At 63.7% G+C, this 19,692-nt stretch carries 12 protein-coding genes; 7 read left to right on the top strand and 5 right to left on the bottom strand.

The features are described from left to right. Positions 1-5: 5 nt before the first annotated feature. Positions 6-641, bottom strand: a complete 636-nt coding sequence (locus OTER_RS03590) for a nucleotidyltransferase family protein (RefSeq protein ID WP_012373537.1) — start codon at positions 639-641, stop codon at positions 6-8. Then, positions 634-1,632: an XdhC family protein gene (locus OTER_RS03585; RefSeq protein ID WP_012373536.1), complete on the bottom strand. Its 999-nt coding sequence runs from the start codon at positions 1,630-1,632 to the stop codon at positions 634-636. The genes OTER_RS03590 and OTER_RS03585 overlap by 8 nt, the downstream gene beginning before the upstream one ends. Positions 1,633-1,872: 240 nt before the next feature. On the opposite strand from OTER_RS03585, the gene OTER_RS03580 reads away from it, so the two are divergent. The 7 genes from OTER_RS03580 to OTER_RS03550 all read left to right on the top strand — a co-directional run bounded on the left by OTER_RS03580 (position 1,873) and on the right by OTER_RS03550 (position 15,086). Beyond that, positions 1,873-4,743, top strand: a complete 2,871-nt coding sequence (locus OTER_RS03580) for a TonB-dependent receptor plug domain-containing protein (RefSeq protein ID WP_012373535.1) — start codon at positions 1,873-1,875, stop codon at positions 4,741-4,743. Positions 4,744-4,919: 176 nt separating this feature from the next. Further along, positions 4,920-5,522, top strand: a complete 603-nt coding sequence (locus OTER_RS03575) for a hypothetical protein (protein WP_012373534.1) — start codon at positions 4,920-4,922, stop codon at positions 5,520-5,522. Positions 5,523-5,702: 180 nt separating this feature from the next. Next, complete coding sequence (locus OTER_RS03570; RefSeq protein WP_012373533.1) at positions 5,703-7,673, top strand: S9 family peptidase; 1,971 nt, start codon at positions 5,703-5,705, stop codon at positions 7,671-7,673. A 150-nt stretch (positions 7,674-7,823) separates the two neighbouring features. After that, positions 7,824-9,005 (top strand): sensor histidine kinase, encoded by a 1,182-nt coding sequence (locus OTER_RS23605; protein WP_012373532.1) that lies wholly within the window; start codon positions 7,824-7,826, stop codon positions 9,003-9,005. 1 nt (position 9,006) lies between these two features. Then, positions 9,007-9,837, top strand: a complete 831-nt coding sequence (locus OTER_RS03560) for a LytR/AlgR family response regulator transcription factor (protein ID WP_012373531.1) — start codon at positions 9,007-9,009, stop codon at positions 9,835-9,837. Between the two features lie 298 nt (positions 9,838-10,135). Beyond that, the gene (locus OTER_RS26835) at positions 10,136-13,000 is read left to right on the top strand and encodes a TonB-dependent receptor domain-containing protein (RefSeq protein WP_012373530.1); all 2,865 of its coding nucleotides are present in this window, start codon (positions 10,136-10,138) and stop codon (positions 12,998-13,000) included. 88 nt (positions 13,001-13,088) lie between these two features. Further along, positions 13,089-15,086, top strand: coding sequence for a S9 family peptidase (locus OTER_RS03550; protein ID WP_012373529.1), 1,998 nt, complete (start codon positions 13,089-13,091; stop codon positions 15,084-15,086). Positions 15,087-15,092: 6 nt separating this feature from the next. On the opposite strand, the gene OTER_RS03545 is transcribed toward OTER_RS03550, so the two are convergent. From OTER_RS03545 to OTER_RS03535, 3 genes are all read right to left on the bottom strand, one after another. Beyond that, entirely contained in the window at positions 15,093-17,051 is a 1,959-nt protein-coding gene (locus tag OTER_RS03545; protein WP_012373528.1) for a beta-N-acetylhexosaminidase, read from the bottom strand. 145 nt (positions 17,052-17,196) lie between these two features. Further along, positions 17,197-18,144 carry a transaldolase gene (gene tal, locus OTER_RS03540; RefSeq protein ID WP_012373527.1) on the bottom strand — a complete coding sequence of 316 codons (948 nt, stop codon included), beginning with the start codon at positions 18,142-18,144 and terminating at the stop codon, positions 17,197-17,199. Between the two features lie 83 nt (positions 18,145-18,227). After that, the gene (locus OTER_RS03535; RefSeq protein ID WP_044891540.1) at positions 18,228-19,655 is read right to left on the bottom strand and encodes a CCA tRNA nucleotidyltransferase; all 1,428 of its coding nucleotides are present in this window, start codon (positions 19,653-19,655) and stop codon (positions 18,228-18,230) included. Positions 19,656-19,692: the final 37 nt, after the last annotated feature.

Here is a 19,692-nt window from a genome sequence, read left to right as displayed (position 1 = left end):
GAAGCCTAAACGGGATTCTGCGCGGCGTAATCCGCCGGCGTGTCCAAGTCCACCGCCAGCGCGGGCAGGTCGACCGTCGCGACCTCACTCGTCGATCGATTCACGAGGGTGCGCGCGCCCTCTTCGCCGGTCAGTGCGGCCAGGGCGGCGAAGTGCTGCCGGAGGAACAGCGCGGGCACGCCGTTCCGCCCTTCGTAATGGGCCGCGACGATGCTGCGACCGGTCTCCTGCTGTCGGGAAATTAGCCGCCTGATCACGTCTGCCGAAAAGCCCGGTTGATCGCACAGCGCGATGATCGCGCCGTCCACCGAGCGGGAGAATTGCTGGAGCGTGGCGATGCCGGTGCGGAGCGAGGAAGCCATGCCTTCGGCCCACGCGGGATTTTCGACGACGAGCACGGGATGCTTCGCGAGCAGCGGGCGGATCAGGTCGGCGGAGGCGCCGAGAACGACGATCACCGGCCAGGCGCTCGACGCCAGCGCGGCCTCGACGGCGCGTACGACGAGTGGCTGACCTGCGAGTGGCAGCAGTTGCTTGGGCTGGCCCATCCGCGTGGACGCACCGGCGGCCAGCACAATCACGCCGAACCGAAACGCCCCCAGATGAGGGGAAGAGGCAGAGGGTTTTGCGGGATCAGCCATGAATCGGTTTCTCCCGTTCGCGCAGCGGTCGGGCATCGCGTCCGCCGAGCGAGGCTTGGATCTCGGCGACGATGCTCAGGGCGACTTCCTGTGGCGAGTCGGCGCCGAGATCGAGCCCGACCGGTGCGTGAAACCGGCCTAAGCGCTGGGGAATGGGGTGCACCCCTTCGTTGGCGAGATCGGCGAGAATTCGCGTCGCCCGTTTCTTCGGCCCCAGCAGGCCGACGTAATTGAGGGTCCTTGCGAACAGCTGCTTCAGGATCGGAACATCGTGGACGTAGCGGTGCGTCATGACGACGGCGCAGGCGTCGGCTGGTGGCGCACATGGCTCGACCAGCCGGGCGGCGGGCGCGACCACCAGCCGATCCGCGGTGGGAAACCGATCTGGAGTCGCGAATTCGGCTCGCGGATCGGCCACGATCACCTGCCAGCCGAGGACTTTGGCCAGTTGCACCAGCGGTTGGGCGTCGTCGCCCGCGCCGAACACATACAGTGCCGGGGGCGGATGAAGCGTCTGACGGAAAACACCTGCGCCTCCCGTGACGTCCGGCAACTCGCTCGCCAGTCTCGTGCCGAGCTGAGCCGGGTCATCGGCTCGCCACACCACGGCAAGGTCCGTGGTGTGCCGATGCTCGAGGTTGCGCTGGAGGATCGTCGCCCACGCGGGCGGCGCGGAGAGGTTTTCTAAAAACACGTCCACGACGCCGTGGCATCCCAGCCCGACACCCCAGACGAGGTCGTTTTCAGACGTGGTGTCGTAGGTCACCACCTTCGGCTGGCCGGTGCGGACGATCTCGGCAGCGTGCGTCCGAACATCCTCCTCGAGGCAGCCGCCGCTGATCGACCCAAGACGTTCACCGGTGGCATCAATCAACAGTCGCGCTCCCGCCCGCCGATAGGAGGATCCGGCCACGGAGACCAAGGTCGCCAACACCGCCGGATAGGTGCGGCGATCGAGCAGCCGATGAAGCAGGGTGGCCAGTTCGTGCACGGTGAGGGTCGCGTGGTAATCGTGACCGGCGGCCGGCTCAACGGAAAACAGCAGCCCCCGGGCGCGGCGGTGGCTTTGGTGCGGTCTGCTCGGTTCAAAAGCGGAAGAACATAACTTCCCTGCCTTTCGGCTTATTATTTTGGCAGCTCAACGTATTTGTTGATTTTCTCGAAGGGGCTGTTCACCGTCGGACTCTGGCTTGGGCTTTTCGTCAGCCAACAACACCACACAACACAAACTATGAACCTACTTCTTCACCGGAAGTTGCGGGTTGGTCTCTCGCTTTGCGCGTTGACCGGCCTATTGGCGGTTGTCAGCGCGAACGCGCAGACGACAGCCACTGAAACGCAGGAAGAACAGAAAACGATCACGCTCGAAAAGTATGACGTCACCGGCTCCCGCATTCGGCGGCTCGATGCCGAGACGGTCAGCCCTGTGCTGCAGATGACGGCGCAGGAGATCTCCATCAAGGGCTTCACGACCTTGGGCGATGCGTTGCGCGCGATGCCGTACAACAGCGGCCAGGCTCTGACGCCCACGGATTCGGGCACGAGCTTCACGCCGGGCGTCAGCACGATCAATCTGCGCGGCTTGGGCAACAACAGCACCCTGGTGCTGATCAACGGCCGTCGTGGTGTGCCCTATGCCTCGCCTGGTTTCAACGGATTCCAGACGGTGTTCGACATGAACAGCATCCCTGCTGCGGCCATTGAGAGCGTCGAGATCCTCAAGGACGGCGGGTCCGCGCTTTACGGCTCGGATGCGGTCGCCGGCGTGGTGAACGTCAAGCTTCGCCGCGATTACGAGGGCCTCTCGAGCACGGTACAGATTGGCGATTACTTCAACACGGGCGGCTTCTTTAAGAAGGCTTCGGCGGTGATCGGCACGTCGTCGGCCAAGACCAGCGTCGTCACCGCGCTAAGCTGGGAGCAACGGGATGCGGTGTTTGCGCGCGATCTCTATTACACGCGCAACGCGGACAAGATCGAGTTCAAGAACAAGGGGCACGCCTACTGGACGGTGCACAATCTCCAGGGCTCGGGCTACAACACGCCGCAGGAGTACTTCACGGCGATGGAGCTCACCGATCCGGTGAATGATCTCGGGCTGGGCGACAACACCTCATCGCGCGGCTACCCCGGCCGCGCGTATGTCGGCGGGCGGGCTTACACGTTCACGAATCCCACCAGCACGCCGACCGTCGCAGGTGCGACGCCTGGCACCAACTGGTACAATTACCAGGTGGAAAACGGGCTCTTCCCCGAATACCGACAGCTGTCGTTCTACACTTCGCTGCGCTACGACGTGAATGAGAAGCTGTACGCGTTTGCGGAAATGTCGTTCTCCCGGATGCAGACCGAGGTGAACTCCGCCTCCACGCCGGCGGATTTGGAAAACTCCCACGGCCTCACCACCGGTTCGGCCAACGTGAACCCAACCAACTCGCCCGGCACGTCGGAGTCCGAGTGGGGTCTGCATATTCCCGCCTACAACCCGTACAATCCGTGGGCGGTCGACATCTTCCGCGGCAACCGCCGCATGTGGGAAAACGGCCCGCGCATCAACGACGTCACGTCTGACACCCCGCGTTTCCTCGTCGGTTTGGGCGGCACGCTCGCCAACGACTGGACCTGGGAGTTCGGCGCGATGTATTCGAAGAATACGGTCGACAACCTGAATCGCGGTACGGTGCCCGACTACCGCCTGCAGCAGGCGCTGATGGGTCTGACGCGTCAGGGTGACGGCTCGCTGAGCTGGGATCCGACCACGCCGCAGGCCGGCCGCGTCTATTACAACTGGTTTGGTGAGAATGAGGCCGCCATGGCGAATTTCCTGACGGTCGACAATCCCAACCAAGCCTACCTCGAGTACAAGAACTTCGATATTTCCACGACGGGCTCGGTGTTTGAAAGCCTGCCCGCCGGCGCGATCGGCGTCGCGGTCGGTGCCGAGCACCGCCAGGAGAAGTTCGGCAACGTCAAGAGTGATCTCAACGCCACCGGTAACGTGCTCGGCGGTAGCGAAGGCACGAGCAGCTACGGCACGCGCGAGCTGACGGCGATCTACGTGGAGGCCGATATTCCACTGCTGAAGAACGCCCCGCTCGCCAAGTCGCTCGAGCTGCAGGTCGCCGGTCGCTACGAAGACTACAGCGATGACGGCTTTGCCCGTCAGGCCCGGCCGAAGCTCGGCCTCAAGTGGCGGCCGCTCGACTGGCTGGTGGTGCGCGGCTCGTACGCAAAGTCGTTCAAGGCGCCGGACATGGCGTACCTCTACACGTCGTCGCAGACGAGCTTCACCTCGTCGCAGATCCTCGACCCGGTCACGGGCAGCGAGATCGATCAGCTCCAGATCGTCACCGGCGGCAATCCGAACCTCGCGCCGGAGCTGACGGATACCTACTATGCAGGCGTTGTGATCTCGCCCCGCGGCAAGCTCGATGGGCTGAACGTTTCGGTCGACTGGTTCCAGTTCGACCAGAAAAACCTGCTCGCCCAGCTGAGCGATTTCTATGGGTACAACCAGTTCCTCTCCGAGGCGGCGGCGGGCAACTCACTCTTTGCCGACAAGGTCGTCCGCGACCAAAGCGGCGAAGTGCTCTTTATCCGTGACGACTACGCCAACATCTCGACCGGCAAATACGCCGGCATGGACGTCGACGTGAACTACACCTGGAAGTCCGGTACCTGGGGCACGATCTTCGCCGGGATTCAGGTTACCTGGATCGACCAGCTGCTCACCGACGGTGACAATCTCGTCGGCGGTTATCTGGTCCCGCGGCTGAACGGCACGTCCACGATCTCCTGGAACAAGGGCGACTGGGGCGTGAACCTGTTCGGCGTGTTCCGTGGTCGGCGTGAGTATCACGCCCTCTATGGCTCGCTCGCGGCCGAAGAGGACCTGTATTACAACTACGACATCAAGTCGCAGTATACCCAGAACGTTTCTGTCACGTATCGGGGCTTCCGCGATCTTGAACTGTCAGTCGGCGTGAACAACATCTTCGACCAGCAGCCGCCGCTGGACTTCTTCGATGGCACCGGAACGACCTCCGGCGTCAACGACCCGGAGCCCGCCTTCTGGTATATGCGGGCCGAGATGAAGTTCTGACCACGGACCATTGCCAACTCTCAGCCGCGCCTCCCTTGGGGGCGCGGCTTTCTTGTTTACTGCGCTCGCGCGGCCCGATTGCCAGCGTCTCGAAGAGGTCCGCGGCCCGGCCCGTCGGATCACGGCCGCTCCATCCTTGCCTCGTCGGTGGGGAGTGGTTCGCTCGGAAGTCTGAGATGACACCGTCAAAAACTGGTTTGGGATGTGTGGTGCAGTGGGTGGCTTGCGGACTCGCCCTGGGGCTGGCACAGGTGACGCTTGGGGCCGCTCCCTCTTTGCGCGAGATGTTGTCGGCGGAGGAGTTTGAACGGGCAGGACTTCACAAGCTGACTCCCGCCGAACTCGAGTTCCTGAGCGCCCGGCTGCTTCCGACCGCACCGGTCGCGTCTGGCGCTGCGGCTCAACCCGCATCGGTTTCGTCGCCCGCCGCCCCGGCGAGCGCCGAGCACGCGCCGGGCCCCGAGCGGGTGCCGTCGAGCGACAGCGAAGCGATCGTTGCCGACACGTTCGGTCGGGAGAAGCAGGTTCAGGCCGAACTGGAAAAGAAGCAGCCTGCTGCTCGCGAGCTCCAAACCCGGATCAGCGGCGTCTTCACGGGCTGGACGGGCCGAACGGTGTTCCGTCTCGATAACGGCCAAGTGTGGCAACAGGTCGACCCCGGCGTGTTTTCGGTCAACCTGGAGTCCCCCGTCGTGACGGTCCGCAAAGGACGATTCGGCGCCTTTTATCTCGGCGTTGAAGGCTACGGGTCACAGGTGAAGGTGAAGCGGCTCCAGTAAGCTCGCATCGCTTGCCACCGCGCAGCGGAAGGGTTTGGACGATGGGCGTTCGCGGGCGCCGTTTGCGCAACGCATGTGCGCCGGACCTCCGGACAGGCAAGGGTTTGCCATTCATCCCGCTCTCGTTCCAATCAACCTAGCAGCATCGACCTCGGCCAGCACACAGTTACGGTTCATCCCATGAAGTCCTGTCGTCTTCTCTTGATTTTCGTTGCGTGCACCGCTGCGGCGGCCTTGGCGCGGGCGGAAGACAGCCTGATCCCGATCGAGCACTTCGTGCGCGATCTCACGTTCGATGAGATCAAGGTGTCTCCGGACGGAAGCAAGGTCGCCGCGCTCTCAAAATGGAAGGAGCACCTGAACCTTTACGTGATCGATCTGAAAACGAAGGAGCCGAAGATGCTCACGGGCCTGACCACGATGAGCGTGGGCGGCGTGCATTGGGTGGGGAACAACCGGCTGATCTTCACTGGGGTGAAGGACGGCAGTCTCACAGGTGGGCTGTTTGCCATTGATGCGGATGGCAAAAACTCGCGCGCGCTCAACGAGAGCGCCGAGCAGCAGGGCAGTCGTGGCTCCCACGTGTACCGGGATGTCGAGATCATCAGTCGGTATGGCAAATCAACCGACGAGATATTGGTGGCTTCGAACGAGCGCCGACTGCAGGAGCCGGACGCCTATCGGATGAACGTGCACACCGGCAAGAAGCGGCTGGTGGCGATGAACCCGGGCAAGGTGCGGCGCTGGGTGGCCGACAACGCCGGCGCGGTGCGCATCGGCTACGGGTTCTACGGCGGTGAGCATTTTCTCGTCGCGCGCAAGGGCGCCAGCGGCGTGTTCAAGGAAATCAAGCGCTGGAAATTCCGCGACGGTCGTTGCGAGCCGCTCGCGTTCGATCAGGAAAACCGGTTGGTCTACGTGCGCAGCACGCTGGGCCGCGACACCGCCGCCATCGCGCTGCTGGATCCGGAAACCGGCGAGATCGTGAAAGAACTCTTCCATGACGATGTTTACGACGCCGAAGACGTCGTCCGACACCGAAGCACGGGCGATCTGCTGGGCTTCGCCATCGAGCGCGAGAAACCCGGCCGTGTCTGGGCGATCGACGGGATGAAGAAGCTGCAGGCGCTCACGGATGAGGCGCTGCCCGACACGCTCAACCTCTTCTACAGCTACAGCGACGACAACCGGTGGATCGTGGTGGAGGCTTTCAGCGATCGCGACCCGGGCACATTCTACATGCTGGATACGCGCGAGCTGACGCTCGAGAAGCTCGTCAGCCGAGCGGACTGGATCAAACCGGAGCAGATGGCGGCGATGAAGCCGGTCCAATTTGTCACCCCGGACGGCTTGACGATTCACGGCTACCTTACACTGCCGCCAAATTCGTCCGGCAAGAACCTCCCCCTGATCATCAATCCGCACGGTGGACCGCAAGCGCGCGACGAGTGGCGTTTCTGGCCGGAGGTTCAGTTCCTCGCGAGCCGCGGCTACGCGGTGCTGCGAATCAACTTCCGCGGATCGATCGGCTACGGACGCAAATTTGAACAAGCTGGGTTCGGCGAGTGGGGCCGCGCGATGCAGGACGACATCACCAACGCCGTCAAATGGGCCATTGCCGAGGGCATCGCCGACCCCAAGCGCGTCGCCATCTACGGCGCGAGCTACGGCGGATTCGCCACGATGGCGGGACTCGCCTTCACCCCGGACCTGTATTGCTGCGGAATCAACTACGTCGGCGTGACCGACATGAAGCTGCTGCTCGATACGATTCCCGACGGCTGGGAGGATAGCCGTGCGGAGCTCAATGCGATGACGGGCGACCCCAAGAAGGACTTGGAGCGCATGGAAGCGGCTTCGCCGATGCGGCACGTCGACAACATCCGGGTGCCGGTCTTCTTCGCTTATGGCCGGCTCGACGAGCGGGTGGATATCGATCACGGCACCGAGATGGCCGCGAAGCTTCGGCGCAAGGGGATCCCGGTGGTCTGGATGGAGCGCGAGGATGAAGGCCACGGTTACCGCAAAAACGAGAACCAAATCGCGTTCTATACAGAAATGGAAAAGTTCCTTGCGACGTATCTGATCCCGGCCGGCAAGGTGAAGCTCGGCGATCTCAAGACCATCGAGATGCCGGCGCTTGAGAAGTAGCCGGCGGAAGGTGTAGAGCAGTTGGGTGGCTGCCCTGTGCTACGCCAAGTCGGCTGGGGCGTGGGGCAGCGACCGCACTGGGGAGTTGTGCTGGAGATTTTCCTGCGCAGCTTGACGGGCCATGCGCGTCGGATATCCGCCCGTGGTTTCATGACCTCGTTTCCAACCCCAGCTTGGTTACGTCGGCACCTGCCCCAGACCGCCGCTCCGTTTCCCCTTCGGCTCCAGATTGGCTTTGGGGCGGTGGCGGCGGCTTTGTTGGGAATCGGCTACGTGCTGGAACACTACTTCGCCCGGGCTTTGGTTGAGGCTCCCTGGGGGGCGAGTTCACGCGGCTGGGATTCGATCGCTTGGTTCGTCTGGCTGATGGCTGCGCCGGCCGTTCTGGTGCTGGTGCTGCGATTCCCGCTCACCCGCGGCGACCTCGCTCGCAACCTCCCAGGATCTGTCGTGGCTGCGGCCACGCTCTATGCGGCGGTGGTCGGGGCTCGCTTCGCGTTGCGGATGCTGCTGCAACCCTGGACGGATTCCGCTGACAAGCTGGCGTTCGACTGGCCGACCTTCTGGGCATTCAACCTCGCCGCGCTGCCGATGGACTTTCTCACGTTTGGCGGCTTCCTGGCGGCGGCGATCGCCATCGACTACTACCGGAGGCACTGTGAGCACGCGGAGGAAACACTGGCGCTACGGCTGCGTACGGCCCAGCTCGAGTCCGATCTGGCGCGCGCGGAACTCACCGCGCTGCGCGGGCAGTTGCACCCCCATTTCCTGTTTAACAGTTTCAACGCGGTCAGCACGCTCGTGCGGCAGGGGCGGCACGAGGCGGCCATCGAGACGATTGCCCAATTGAGCATGTTGCTCCGACTGGCGATGGAGCGCACGGGGCAGCAGGAGTTGCCGCTCGAAACCGAGATCGATTTCGTCCGGCGTTATCTCGAGATCGAGAGGATTCGGTTTGGCGAAAAACTACAGGTGGAAATCTCGGTTGAGCCGGAAGCGAACCGGGCGCTGGTGCCGAACTTTTTGTTTCAACCGCTGGCGGAAAACGCGATCAAGCATGGCATCTCCCGGCGGACGGTACCGGGCCGGGTGCACATCGCCGCCGTACGCGCCGCGGATCGCTTGATGCTCGTGATCGAGAACGACGGGGCTCCGCAGGCGTCGCCGGGGGCCGGCGCAGAGACTCGAGCGGGCGGCGTGGGTCTCGCGAATACGCGGGCGCGATTGGAAAAAATCTACGGCTCCGATTACGATCTGGAGATGATTCCCCAGACGGACGGCGGAATGCGGATCCAGATCAACTTGCCCTGGCGGGCATCACCCCTGCTTTGATGTGAAAACCATCCGCGTGCTGATTGTCGACGATGAGCCACTGGCTCGCGAAGGTTTGGCTTTGATGGCGGGCGCCGATCCAGCCGTGGCGGTGATTGGACAGTGCGCGGACGGTCTGACGGCGGTTACGCAGATTCGAGAGCTGCGGCCGGATCTGCTCTTCCTCGATGTGCAGATGCCCGGACTCGACGGTTTTGAAGTGTTGGCGGCGTTGCCCCCCGCCGAGCGGCCGGCGGTCATTTTTGTGACGGCATTCGAACAGCATGCGATCCAAGCCTTCGAGGTCTGTGCGGTCGATTACCTGCTCAAGCCGTGCAGCGATGCCCGCTTCGCGAGCGCACTGCTCCGGGCCAAGGAAGGGATACGGCAACGACATCTTGGCCAGCTGAGCGCCCGGCTCGAGCAGTTGCTCGAGTACGTGCGGAATCTTGAATCAGGCGCGTCGCCCCAGGCGGCGCGGGTGGCCGAGATCCAGCCCACGGCGCCGGAGCCGGCCAACCGCATTGTGGTGAAAGCGGACGGCGCTCTCCACTTCATCAAGAAGCAGGATGTGCTCTGGATCGAAGCCCAAGGCGACTTTGTGAAGGTCCAGACGGCGACCAAGACACAGCTGGTACGCGAGACCCTCCAATCATTCGAACGTAAACTCGACCCCGCCAAGTTCCTGCGGATTCACCGATCGTTCGTGGTCAATCTGGACCACGTGCGGCGGGTGGAGACGGCGCTTTATGGGGACTATTCGGTGTTCATGGCCGACGGTACGAAACTGCGATTGAGCCGGAACTATCGCGGGAAACTAAAGACACTCCTTCGTCCTGCGGGATCGAAGTAAGTCCGGCCGCAGCCAGATTCAGCCGGCCTCCGGGCGGACTTGCCCTTGCACTGGCGAACGAGACTGGACGAGAAATGCCAAACTTGGGCTCGTCTTGCGAGGCTGGGGCGGGTGGCGACACCTCGAGCGTTTCGACGTACTTTTTAAGCGTTCTGTTTCCCGTATCTAGCATCTCGTCGATATGACGTTGTGACGAGGTGATTTGCGGATACCTAGCAGGCAAACACGCGATATCGTGTTGAACACAAACGTGGCGGCGCCCGACCGGCCGCGCACACACACCACAACTACCACGACTATGAACAAACTCCGTTCGCGGAAGTTTCTGGCGGCGCCTTTTTTGATTTTGGCCGTCGGCTTGCTTCCCACCCTGGGCTTCGCCGAAGAGAGTGCACCGGCGGAAGAATCCCAAGACTTGGTCCGGCTGGAAAAATACGAGGTGACCGGCTCCTACATTCCGTATTCCGCGGAAGCACCGGCGGTCCCAGTGCGCATCGTCAACACGGCCGACATCGAAGCCACGGGCCAGGTAACTGATTTGCTCGAGGTCATCCGCAAGTCCGTGCCGCAGTTCGTCGGCAACGGCAACATCGGCTCCTCAAACTCGAACATCGGTGGCGGTTCCACCAACGGCGGCTCGCGCGTCCAGTTGCGCAACGTGCAAACGCTGGTGCTCGTCAACGGTCGCCGCGCGGCGTTCTCGCCGGTGTCGGCGGTGGGCGGCTTCGACTTCGTCGACGTCAACTCCATTCCCGTCTCGGCCGTCGAACGCATCGAGGTCCTGAAGGACGGCGCGTCCGCGCTCTACGGTTCCGATGCCGTTTCCGGCGTCGTGAACATCATTCTGAAAAAAGACTACGAGGGCGCCGAGGTCGGCGGCCACTATGCGTTCGCGAAGCAGTTCGGCTCCGTGTGGGAAGAGCGCTCCGGGCGCACCACGGTCGGCGCGCGGACCGGCGACGGCAAAACGTCCGTCACCATCTCGGCCGAGTGGACCCGCAGTGATCCGCTGTTCCAGAACGAGCGCGCGTTCTCGTTCGACCAGACGGGCAAGACCAGCAGCTTCGCCGGCGTCGTGAATTACTACGGCGCGGAGAGCGGCAACTTCCTGCTCGCACCGGGCGCCACGCCCCCGCTCAACACCGACATGACGGGCGCGGAACTCGTCGCCGCCGGCATCTACACCAAGCCGGACGTGCCGATCTCGTCGCTGTTCAACCTCTCGCCTTACGTCACGCTGGCGCTGGGCAACGAGCGCAATGCGGTCGTCGCCGCCGTCAGCCACAAGCTCACCGACAACATCGAGCTGTTCGGCGACCTGCTCTACTCGAAGACCTCGACATTCTACCAGCTGGCCGCCCAGCCGATCGTCGGCATGCCGATCTTCGCCAAGGACGTCGACAACTTCGGCGTGCTGCCCTTCGCCTACACGATGCCGCAGCAGGCCCAGAATCCGTTCGACGACTATGTGCTCGTCCGCAACCGCTTCGTCAGCAATCCGCGCAAGTATTTCAGCGACACCGACACCCTCCGTGGCGTGCTCGGCGCGCGCGGCGAATTCGGCGCCTACAACTGGGAAGTCGGCGCGAACTTCAATGACGTCGACCAGCTCTACCGCAACGAGAACGTCATCAATCGCGTGAACCTCGCAAACGCGATCGACAACAACCAGGTGAATCTCTTCGCCCGGACGCAGGATCCCACGCTGCTGCAGCAGGCGAACATCTTCGGCACCGCGTACTCGAAGAACAAGAGCTCGCTGATCAGCTTCGACGGCCGCGTCACCGGCGAGTTCGCCAACGCGCTGCCCGCCGGCGCCATCAAGTTCGCCGTCGGCGCGGAGACGCGGCGCGAAACCCTCTCGGGCAAGCCGGACTCTGGCAGCTTCACCGTCTCGGATCCCGCCAGCCCGCTCTTCGGTTCGCCCTCGCTGTGGGACGGCGCCACCACGAGTGACAACTTCAATGTCGACCGCTCCGTGGATTCGTTCTTCGCCGAGCTCCGCATCCCGGTCGTGGCGCCGACGCAGACGGTCCCGGGCTTCTACACGCTCGACGTCGATGCCGCGCTGCGGAAGGACTTCTACAGCGACACGGACGATCCGCTCGTCCCGAAGATCATGCTCCGCTGGTTCCCGGTGAACGACCAGTTCGCGGTTCGCGCCGCCTACTCCGAGTCATTCTCGGCGGCCAGTCTCTACTCGCTGTTCGGGCCGACGGGCGTCGGCTTCAGCGAGCAGCCGATCGGCCTCGAGTTCGTCGATGGTCGCGTCATGGACGACAACGTCGACCAGGCCTTTCTCCGCGTGCTGTCGAATCCGCAGCTCAAGCCGGAGACGGCAAAGAACTACAACTTCGGCGTGATCTTCTCGCCAAAGGCCGTCAAGGGCCTGAACATCGAGTTGAACTACTTCCTGATCAAACAGGATGACATCAGCGGCTCCGTCAACGACCTCACGATCCTGCAGGACGTCGAGACGAACGGCGCCTCCTCGCAGTATGCGAACCGCGTTCGCATCAATTCGTTCAACGGTTCGGCCATCACCGGGCCGGGCCAGATCAGCGCGGCGTTCGACGAGGCCGGCGGTTCGATGACCCGGGTGTTCATCACGAACTTCTCGGAGAACTTCGTCTCGGCGAAGCAGGACGGCGTCGACTTCACGGTCGACTACGTCTTCGACGTGCCGAACGTCGGCAAGTTCAACATGGTGTTGAACGGCCTCTGGTTCAATCGCTTCTCGGTCGAGGATGAGGACTACGTGGGCACCACCAACGGCCGTTCCGTCCTCAACGGCGGCACGATTCCGGAGTGGCGGGGCAATTTCCGCACGGAAATGACGCGCGGCAATCTACTGCTCGGCGCGACGATCGACTACATCCCGAGCGTGACCGACACCGGCGCCTCGGAGACGGCCACCGATGTCGCGGCGGATCGTCACGTGGAGTCCTACACGAGCGTCGACCTCTACGTCGGCTACAACTTCAAGGGCCGTGCGGGCTGGACGCGTTATCTCGACGGACTTTCGGTCCGCGTGGGCGCGATCAACGCCTTCAACGAGCACGTGCCGATGTCGATGGCCTCGTGGACCGATGCCAATGCCGACACCGCCACTTATGGCGCGTTGGGCCGCGCTTTCTTCGTGAACGCGAGCTACAAGTTCTAAGTCGCGCGCAGGGCTGATTTGCAAATCGAAGGCCGGGAGCATTTCACTCCCGGCCTTCTCCTTTTTGGAGCCTCGGCTCCCTTCCACCATGACTCGCCTGTTCCGTTGTCTACCTGCGCTGGCCTTCATCACTGCCGCCGCGTTCGCGGCCGAGCCGCCGCCGAAACTACCGATCGAAGCGTTTTTCCGGACGCGGGAGCTGACGCAGCCGCGGCTGGCGCGCGACGGTTCCAAGGTCGTCTTCCTCGTCCGCAACGACCCCAAGCGGCAGTCGATCGCGGTTTACGACGTGAAGACGGGGAAAGGGGGAATCGTTTTCGTGCCGAATGACTACAACGTCGACTTCGCGTTCTGGAAGGGCGACCGCATCGTGTTCGGCGGCGATGTTGGCGGCAACGAGTCCTACGCGCTGCGCTCGATCAAGGCCGATGGCTCCGACATCAAGGACCTCAGCGAGTCATGGCAGAAGTATCAGCGGGCGACGAACCCCCTGGTCGGAGGCATCGGAGGCTCGGTGTTCTCGCGGTTGCCACAGGACGACAATCATATCCTGATTACCGGATACGGCGTGCGCCGCAACAGTGCGGGGGAATTGGAGGCCGCGGGCGAGCCCGGGTTCTATCGGCTGAACATTCACACCCGTCGGCGCGATCGTGTGGAGGTGCTGAATGATCGCGCGACCGGCTACTTTGTCGACGATCAGTCCGGCACGGTGTTCGGGCGCACGATCCAGGCGGGCACGGAGGAGATTCACGAAATCAAGGACCTCAACGGCAACTATCGTCAGGTGGGCCGCTATCCCGGCTCCAGCGCGCCCATCAGCTTCACCGGCCTGCTGCCCGGCGAAAAGATGGCGATCATGGAGGTGCGCAGCCCCAACGATCACGATCGCGGCGCGCTGTATGCCTTCAACCGGGCGACGATGCAGCGTGAAAAGCTGCTCTACGAACCGCCCGTCGGCGAGATGGTGGCGACCAAGCGGCGGCCCGACGGCCGGATTGTCGGCATTACCTACGAGGCGGAGAAGCCGGTCACCGACTGGTTCGATCCCGCGTGGGCGCGGATCTACGGCAGCCTGAAGCAGACGTTTCCAGGCAAGCAGATCGTGATCGTCGACTCGACGGAGGACCTGAAGATCCACGCGGTCTTTGTCTATAGCGACCGCGAGCCGGGCACCTACTATCTTTTCGATGCCGCGACGCCGGTGATCACGCCGCTGGGCCGGGTGAATCCGATGATCGATCCGGAAAAAATGGCCGATCGCGAACCGATCAAATATCAGGCGCGCGACGGATTGGAAATTCACGGATACCTGACCCGCCCGGCGGGACAAAAGGACCGCAAGCACCCATTGGTGCTCCTGCCCCACGGCGGTCCGTTTGGCATTCGCGATTCTTGGGATTTCGATCCCGAGGCCCAGTTCCTCGCGAACCGTGGGTATGCCGTGCTCCAGGTCAACTACCGCGGCTCCGGCGGCTACGGCGCCCGCTTCCAAGAATCGGGCAAGCATCAATGGGGGCGCAAAATGCAGGACGACCTCACGGATGCGGTGGCGTGGGCCATTGAGGAGGGGATTACCGTCAAGGACCGCGTGGCGATCTACGGAGCCAGCTATGGCGGCTACGCGGCGCTCGCCGGACTGGTGTTCACGCCGGAGCTCTACCGGTGCGGCATCAACTATGTCGGTGTCTCCGATCTGCGGATTCTGGTGCGACCCAACGAACAGAAAGGGCGGTTTTTCGATCTGTTCACGCGTGAGTGGATCGGCAGCGATGGCAACGATCTCTGGGAACGCTCGCCGCTTGCGCATGTGGAGAACATCCGCGTTCCGAGCATGCACGCCTACGGTGAAAACGATCCCCGGGTCGACATCGGTCACTGGACCCAGCTCGAGTCAGAGCTGAAAAAATACGATAAGCCCTACGTTTACCTCCGCGAACGCGACGAAGGTCATGGGTTCGAAAACGAGCAGAGCCGGATCAAATTTTACGCGGCACTCGAACGTTTCCTCGACCTGAACATGCTCGCGGAAGGGAAGGTCACGCTGGGCGAGCTCAAGGCGATCGAGATGCCTGCGAAAGAGTAGTGCCGGTTACGGCGAAAACCGCAGCGGCAACGCCGCGGTGTTGCGCGTCCAATCAAAGACAGGCCAACCGCGTCGCGCCGCAGGATTGCCGAGCCTGCGCCACTGCCCGCGTAGTCCGCGAGCCGGCAGGACCGCCGATCCGTTGGTCAGCGCGATGGCGCCGACTTTGACCTCGCCGACCCCGCGGACGAACAGCCGCAGGATCGGCAGCCGCTCGCGAGCGCCGTCCCAGTCGACCGGCGCGGCGTGTTCGCGCACGAACGGACCGCGCGGCCGGGCGGCCGCGCTCTGAAACTCGATCGTGTAGCACGACTGGAGTGTTTGCCAGGAGCCGTCCGGCTGCTGCTGCTCGATCCCGACCAGCTGAACCGCCGGCGCAAAATTCCACACCCGGTAGCAGATCTGCCATTCACCTCCAAACAGGCGCTTGCCTTGACGCAACGCGCGTAGTCGCGCGGCATCGGCGTGCACGATCTGCTCATTCGGGCTCGCGACGCGTGGATCGCGGGTTCGTCCCCACATGACGCGGGCAGCATGCAGCGCAGGGGGAATCGAGGACTGAAGAGCACGAAGGGGGAGCGCGGGCGCCCCGCCCGCGTCAGCGTTCCGGAGCGGGCGGGACGCCCGCGCTCCCAGGGCGGCTAGCTTGCGCAGAGCATAATCACGCACTGCGAGATAATGTCGGAACTCCACGCTCGCCTGCATTGGCCCAGGCGCTTCCGCGCGTCGGGCCTGTTGAACCATTCGCGCGAAATGTCGTTCTTCCGCGCGGTAGCCAGCGAGTGGTTCGCGCCGCGAGAGCGTGTCCCAGCGCTCGTTGATCTGCCAACGCGGATAGCCGGCAAACGGAAACCGATCGCACGCGAAGGCGACATCGGCCCATTGGTGGTAGGGCGGATTATCCTTAATCCGCCGGGTTCGCCGTGCGCCCGGAGAACTGAGCGGCGCGTTAGGGATAACGCGCCCTACCCTGGAAAACGCTCGCGCGAAACCGCGCGCTAGCATCTCGCGAGGTTCCGTCACGCCGGGGTCGAGCCATAGGCAAGCCGCAGCGGCATCGATCGCGGTGGTGAGCTCAAGCGCGAGCCGGTTCGGTTCCCAGCCGGTCATCAGGAAACCCGCTGCGCCGATCCGCTGCGCGTGCTGCCACCAGGCGACGATGTTGCCGAGCCGATCACCGAAGTGCGGCAACGGCTCGTGGCGAAAGGCACCATTCATCGGACAGCCGTAAAGCTGGATCCCGCGGCGGCGGAGTGGGGTGGCAATATCGACTTCCGCAAAGTTGAACAATTCGACGCGCGGCCAGCGGCGGAACGCGTGATAGTACCATTCGTAAGCCGTGATGCCGGTCGGCAGCAGCGGAATCGCCTCCGGCAGGAAGTAGAGCATGTCGGCCCACATCCCCATCTCCAGTCCGAGCGCCTGCGTGAGCCCGTGGAGCCGGTTCACGTAGCGGGCGAAGTGGGCGGCGCGCCCGATCCGCGCGATTTCTTTTCGGCTCAGCGGGTGCCGGCCGAGATGAAATGACTCGTCGAGCCCGACGTGCACCTTGCCCGCGGTGCAGAACGGCGCGACGTCCCTCAGCAGTAATTCAGCAATCTCCAGCGTGCGTGGATGCAGCGGGCAAATCTGCCCACGCTCGAGTGGCGACCCGTCCGCGGCGCGGAGTTCGTTCAGGTCGCGCAGCTCGGGTACCTTGATGAGATATTGCGTGTGGCCGAGCAGATTGACGATCGGCACGACCTGGATCCCCGCACGAGACGCCGCGTCGACCAACTGCCCGACCTGCCGCCGGCTGTAGGCGTCGCGCCGCGCGACGCGGCGTAGGCTCGGATACTCGATCGCGTCCTCCAGGTGCAGATAGAGTTCCTGGTAACCCCAATCCGCGTAACGCGGCAGCTGTGCGAGCAGCCAGTCGAGTCGCTCGACCTGCCGGGCGAGGTCCCATTGAAACGCGCGGATCATCGCCGTCGAGTCATGGCGGAGTGGAAGCCTGCGCGCAACAGCGGCCGCACCGCGGAGCAGTGGCGGTGCGGCTTGCCGCGTCCGCGTTCGCTAGGAAATCTGCCAGGGCTGCAGCAAAGGCGTCCCGGCAAATTATGTATGGCAACTACCCGCGCTGCTGCTGGATCAGCTGCTCGAGCTTGCGCACATCGGCCGCGAACGAACGGATCCCATCGGACAATTTTTCCGTCGCCATCTGGTCTTCGTTCAACGCCCAGCGGAAAGATTTTTCGTCGAAGCTCACGCGCTTTACCTTCGCCTTTCGCGCGGCCTCCGGCTCCAGCTTGCGTTCCACCGGATCGGTCGACGCCGCGAGCTCTCCGAGCAACTTCGGCGCAATCGTCAGCAGATCGCATCCGGCGAGTTCCAGAATCTCGTCCTTGTTGCGGAAGCTCGCGCCCATCACCTCGGTTTCGTAGCCGAAGCGTTTGTAGTAGGTGTAGATTTCGCGAACCGAGTTTACGCCGGGATCGTCCGCCGGCGCGTAGTCCTGGCCGGTGCTTTTTTTGTACCAGTCGAGGATCCGACCGACGAACGGCGAGATCAGCTTCACCTTGGCCTTGGCGGCGGCCACCGCCTGGGGAAACGAGAACAACAGCGTCATGTTGCAGTTGATCCCCTCCTGCTGGAGCTTTTCCGCGGCGCGAATGCCTTCCCAAGTCGACGCGAGCTTGATGAGGATCCGCTCGCGCGGGACACCCTGCTTTTCGTAAAGCGCGATGAGCGTCCGCGCCTTCTCCATGCTGCCGACGCGGTCGAACGAGAGCCGGGCGTCGACCTCCGTCGAGACCCGCCCGGGCACGATCTTGAGAATCTCGGCGCCAAACAGGACGAGCAGCAGGTCGATGACCGCGGCGGGCGATGCGCCACTGCCGGCGTCCGTGATCGCCTTCTCCACCAAGTGCCCGTAGTCCGGCATCCCCGCAGCCTTGAGGATCAAACTGGGATTGGTCGTCGCATCGCGCGGCTGGTAGGATTTCATGCTGTCGAAATCGCTCGAATCCGCGACGACCGTGGTGAATTGCTTCAGCTGCTCGAGTTGGTTGGTGGGCATGGGAGTGGTGTGTGGCTGTACGCAGGGCGTTATGCCCCGGCGCATTTCCGGTCGCGGCATAAAGCCGCTTCTACGGTTCTGCCTTACTGTAGCTCGCCGCCGGTTTCCTGCAAACGGCGGCGCAACCAATCGAGTCCGCCCGCCTCATCGGCGAATGCCCCATCGAGCTGGGCCTCGAACGCGGCATCGAGCACCGGCTTGAACGCCGGGCTCGGGGCATAACCCAGCGCGATCAGATGCCGGCCGCCGACGAGCGGTTTTGGCGCAGCGCGTTCGAGCGCGAGCGCCTGAGCTTTCGCGCGCAGTTCGCCGATGAGCGCGATCGTTTCCGGCGACTCGAGCGGAGGTCGGCCGTTCGAATCGGCGATCATCACGAGCGCGAGATCGTCGATGGTCGCGGGGGCGAGTTTGCGGGCGAGCCGGCGCACCTGCGAATCGGAGTAGTTGTCCTCGCCGCCGGCGCCGTGGTGGTGCACGAGATGGTGAACCACCAACGCGCAGACGGGCGGGTCGAGTTCGAGCGGGGCGCCGATCCGCCGCAGAAATTCCTTCGCGATCGGACCGCCCGCGGGCTCATGACCGGGGCTGATCCAGCGGATCGCACCGCGTTTCTCGCCGCGCACCGTCGTCGAAGGCTTGCCGAAATCGTGCGCGAGCACGGCGAGCATCAGCAGTCGACGGCGCGCAGGATCGCTCGACTGCCATTCCGCATTCGCCGCGAGCGCGTCGACGCAGTGCTGCGTGTGGGTGAACACATCGCCTTCCGGATGCCACGCGGGTTCCTGCGGCGTGCCGCGTAGCCGCGCGACCTCGGGAAAATGTCGCAGCCAGTCGGTTTGTTCGAGCACGTCCAATCCGCGTGAAGGCTTGGCCGCTTTCGTTGCCCACTTTTCCCATTCGGCCCACACGCGTTCGACCGGAAGTTCTCCATAGGTGTCGGCGATCGTGCGGCACAACGCGGCGGTTTCCGGCGCAAGCTGCAGATCGAATCTTGCCGCCAGCTGAAACGCGCGCAGCACGCGCAACGGATCCTCGACGAACGCCGCGCTGGTATGTCGCAACACCCGCGCGCCGAGATCGCGCTGCCCGTGGTGCGGATCGATCAGCTCACCGGTGAACGGATCGCAAGCGATCGCGTTGATGGTGAAATCGCGTCGCGCCGCCGCATCGGCATCGCTGAGCTGCGGATCGGGCGCGACGGCAAACCCGCGATGGCCTGCGCCGGTTTTCGACTCACGTCGCGGCAGACTAAAATCGTATTCCGCGCCACTCGCGGCGCTGCGAACCTTGATCACGCCGAAACTGCGGCCCACGACGTCGGTCGCGCCAAACGGCGCCAGCGCGCGCTGCAGGGTTTCAAAGTCCGCGCCGGCCACCTCGACGTCGAAGTCCTTCGCCTCGAGTCCGAGCAGCCAGTCCCGCACGCCGCCGCCCACCAGCCGCGGACGGCCGATCCGGCGCACGGCTTCGAGCATTGCGCGTAGATCGGGGGGCAGTGGGAGCGGCGGCATGAACTAGGGTGGCACGGGCGTCTCGCCCGTGTCAGTC

Source organism: Opitutus terrae PB90-1, from assembly GCF_000019965.1.
GTDB lineage: Bacteria > Verrucomicrobiota > Verrucomicrobiia > Opitutales > Opitutaceae > Opitutus > Opitutus terrae.
This window is presented reverse-complemented; position numbering and strand designations above follow the sequence as displayed.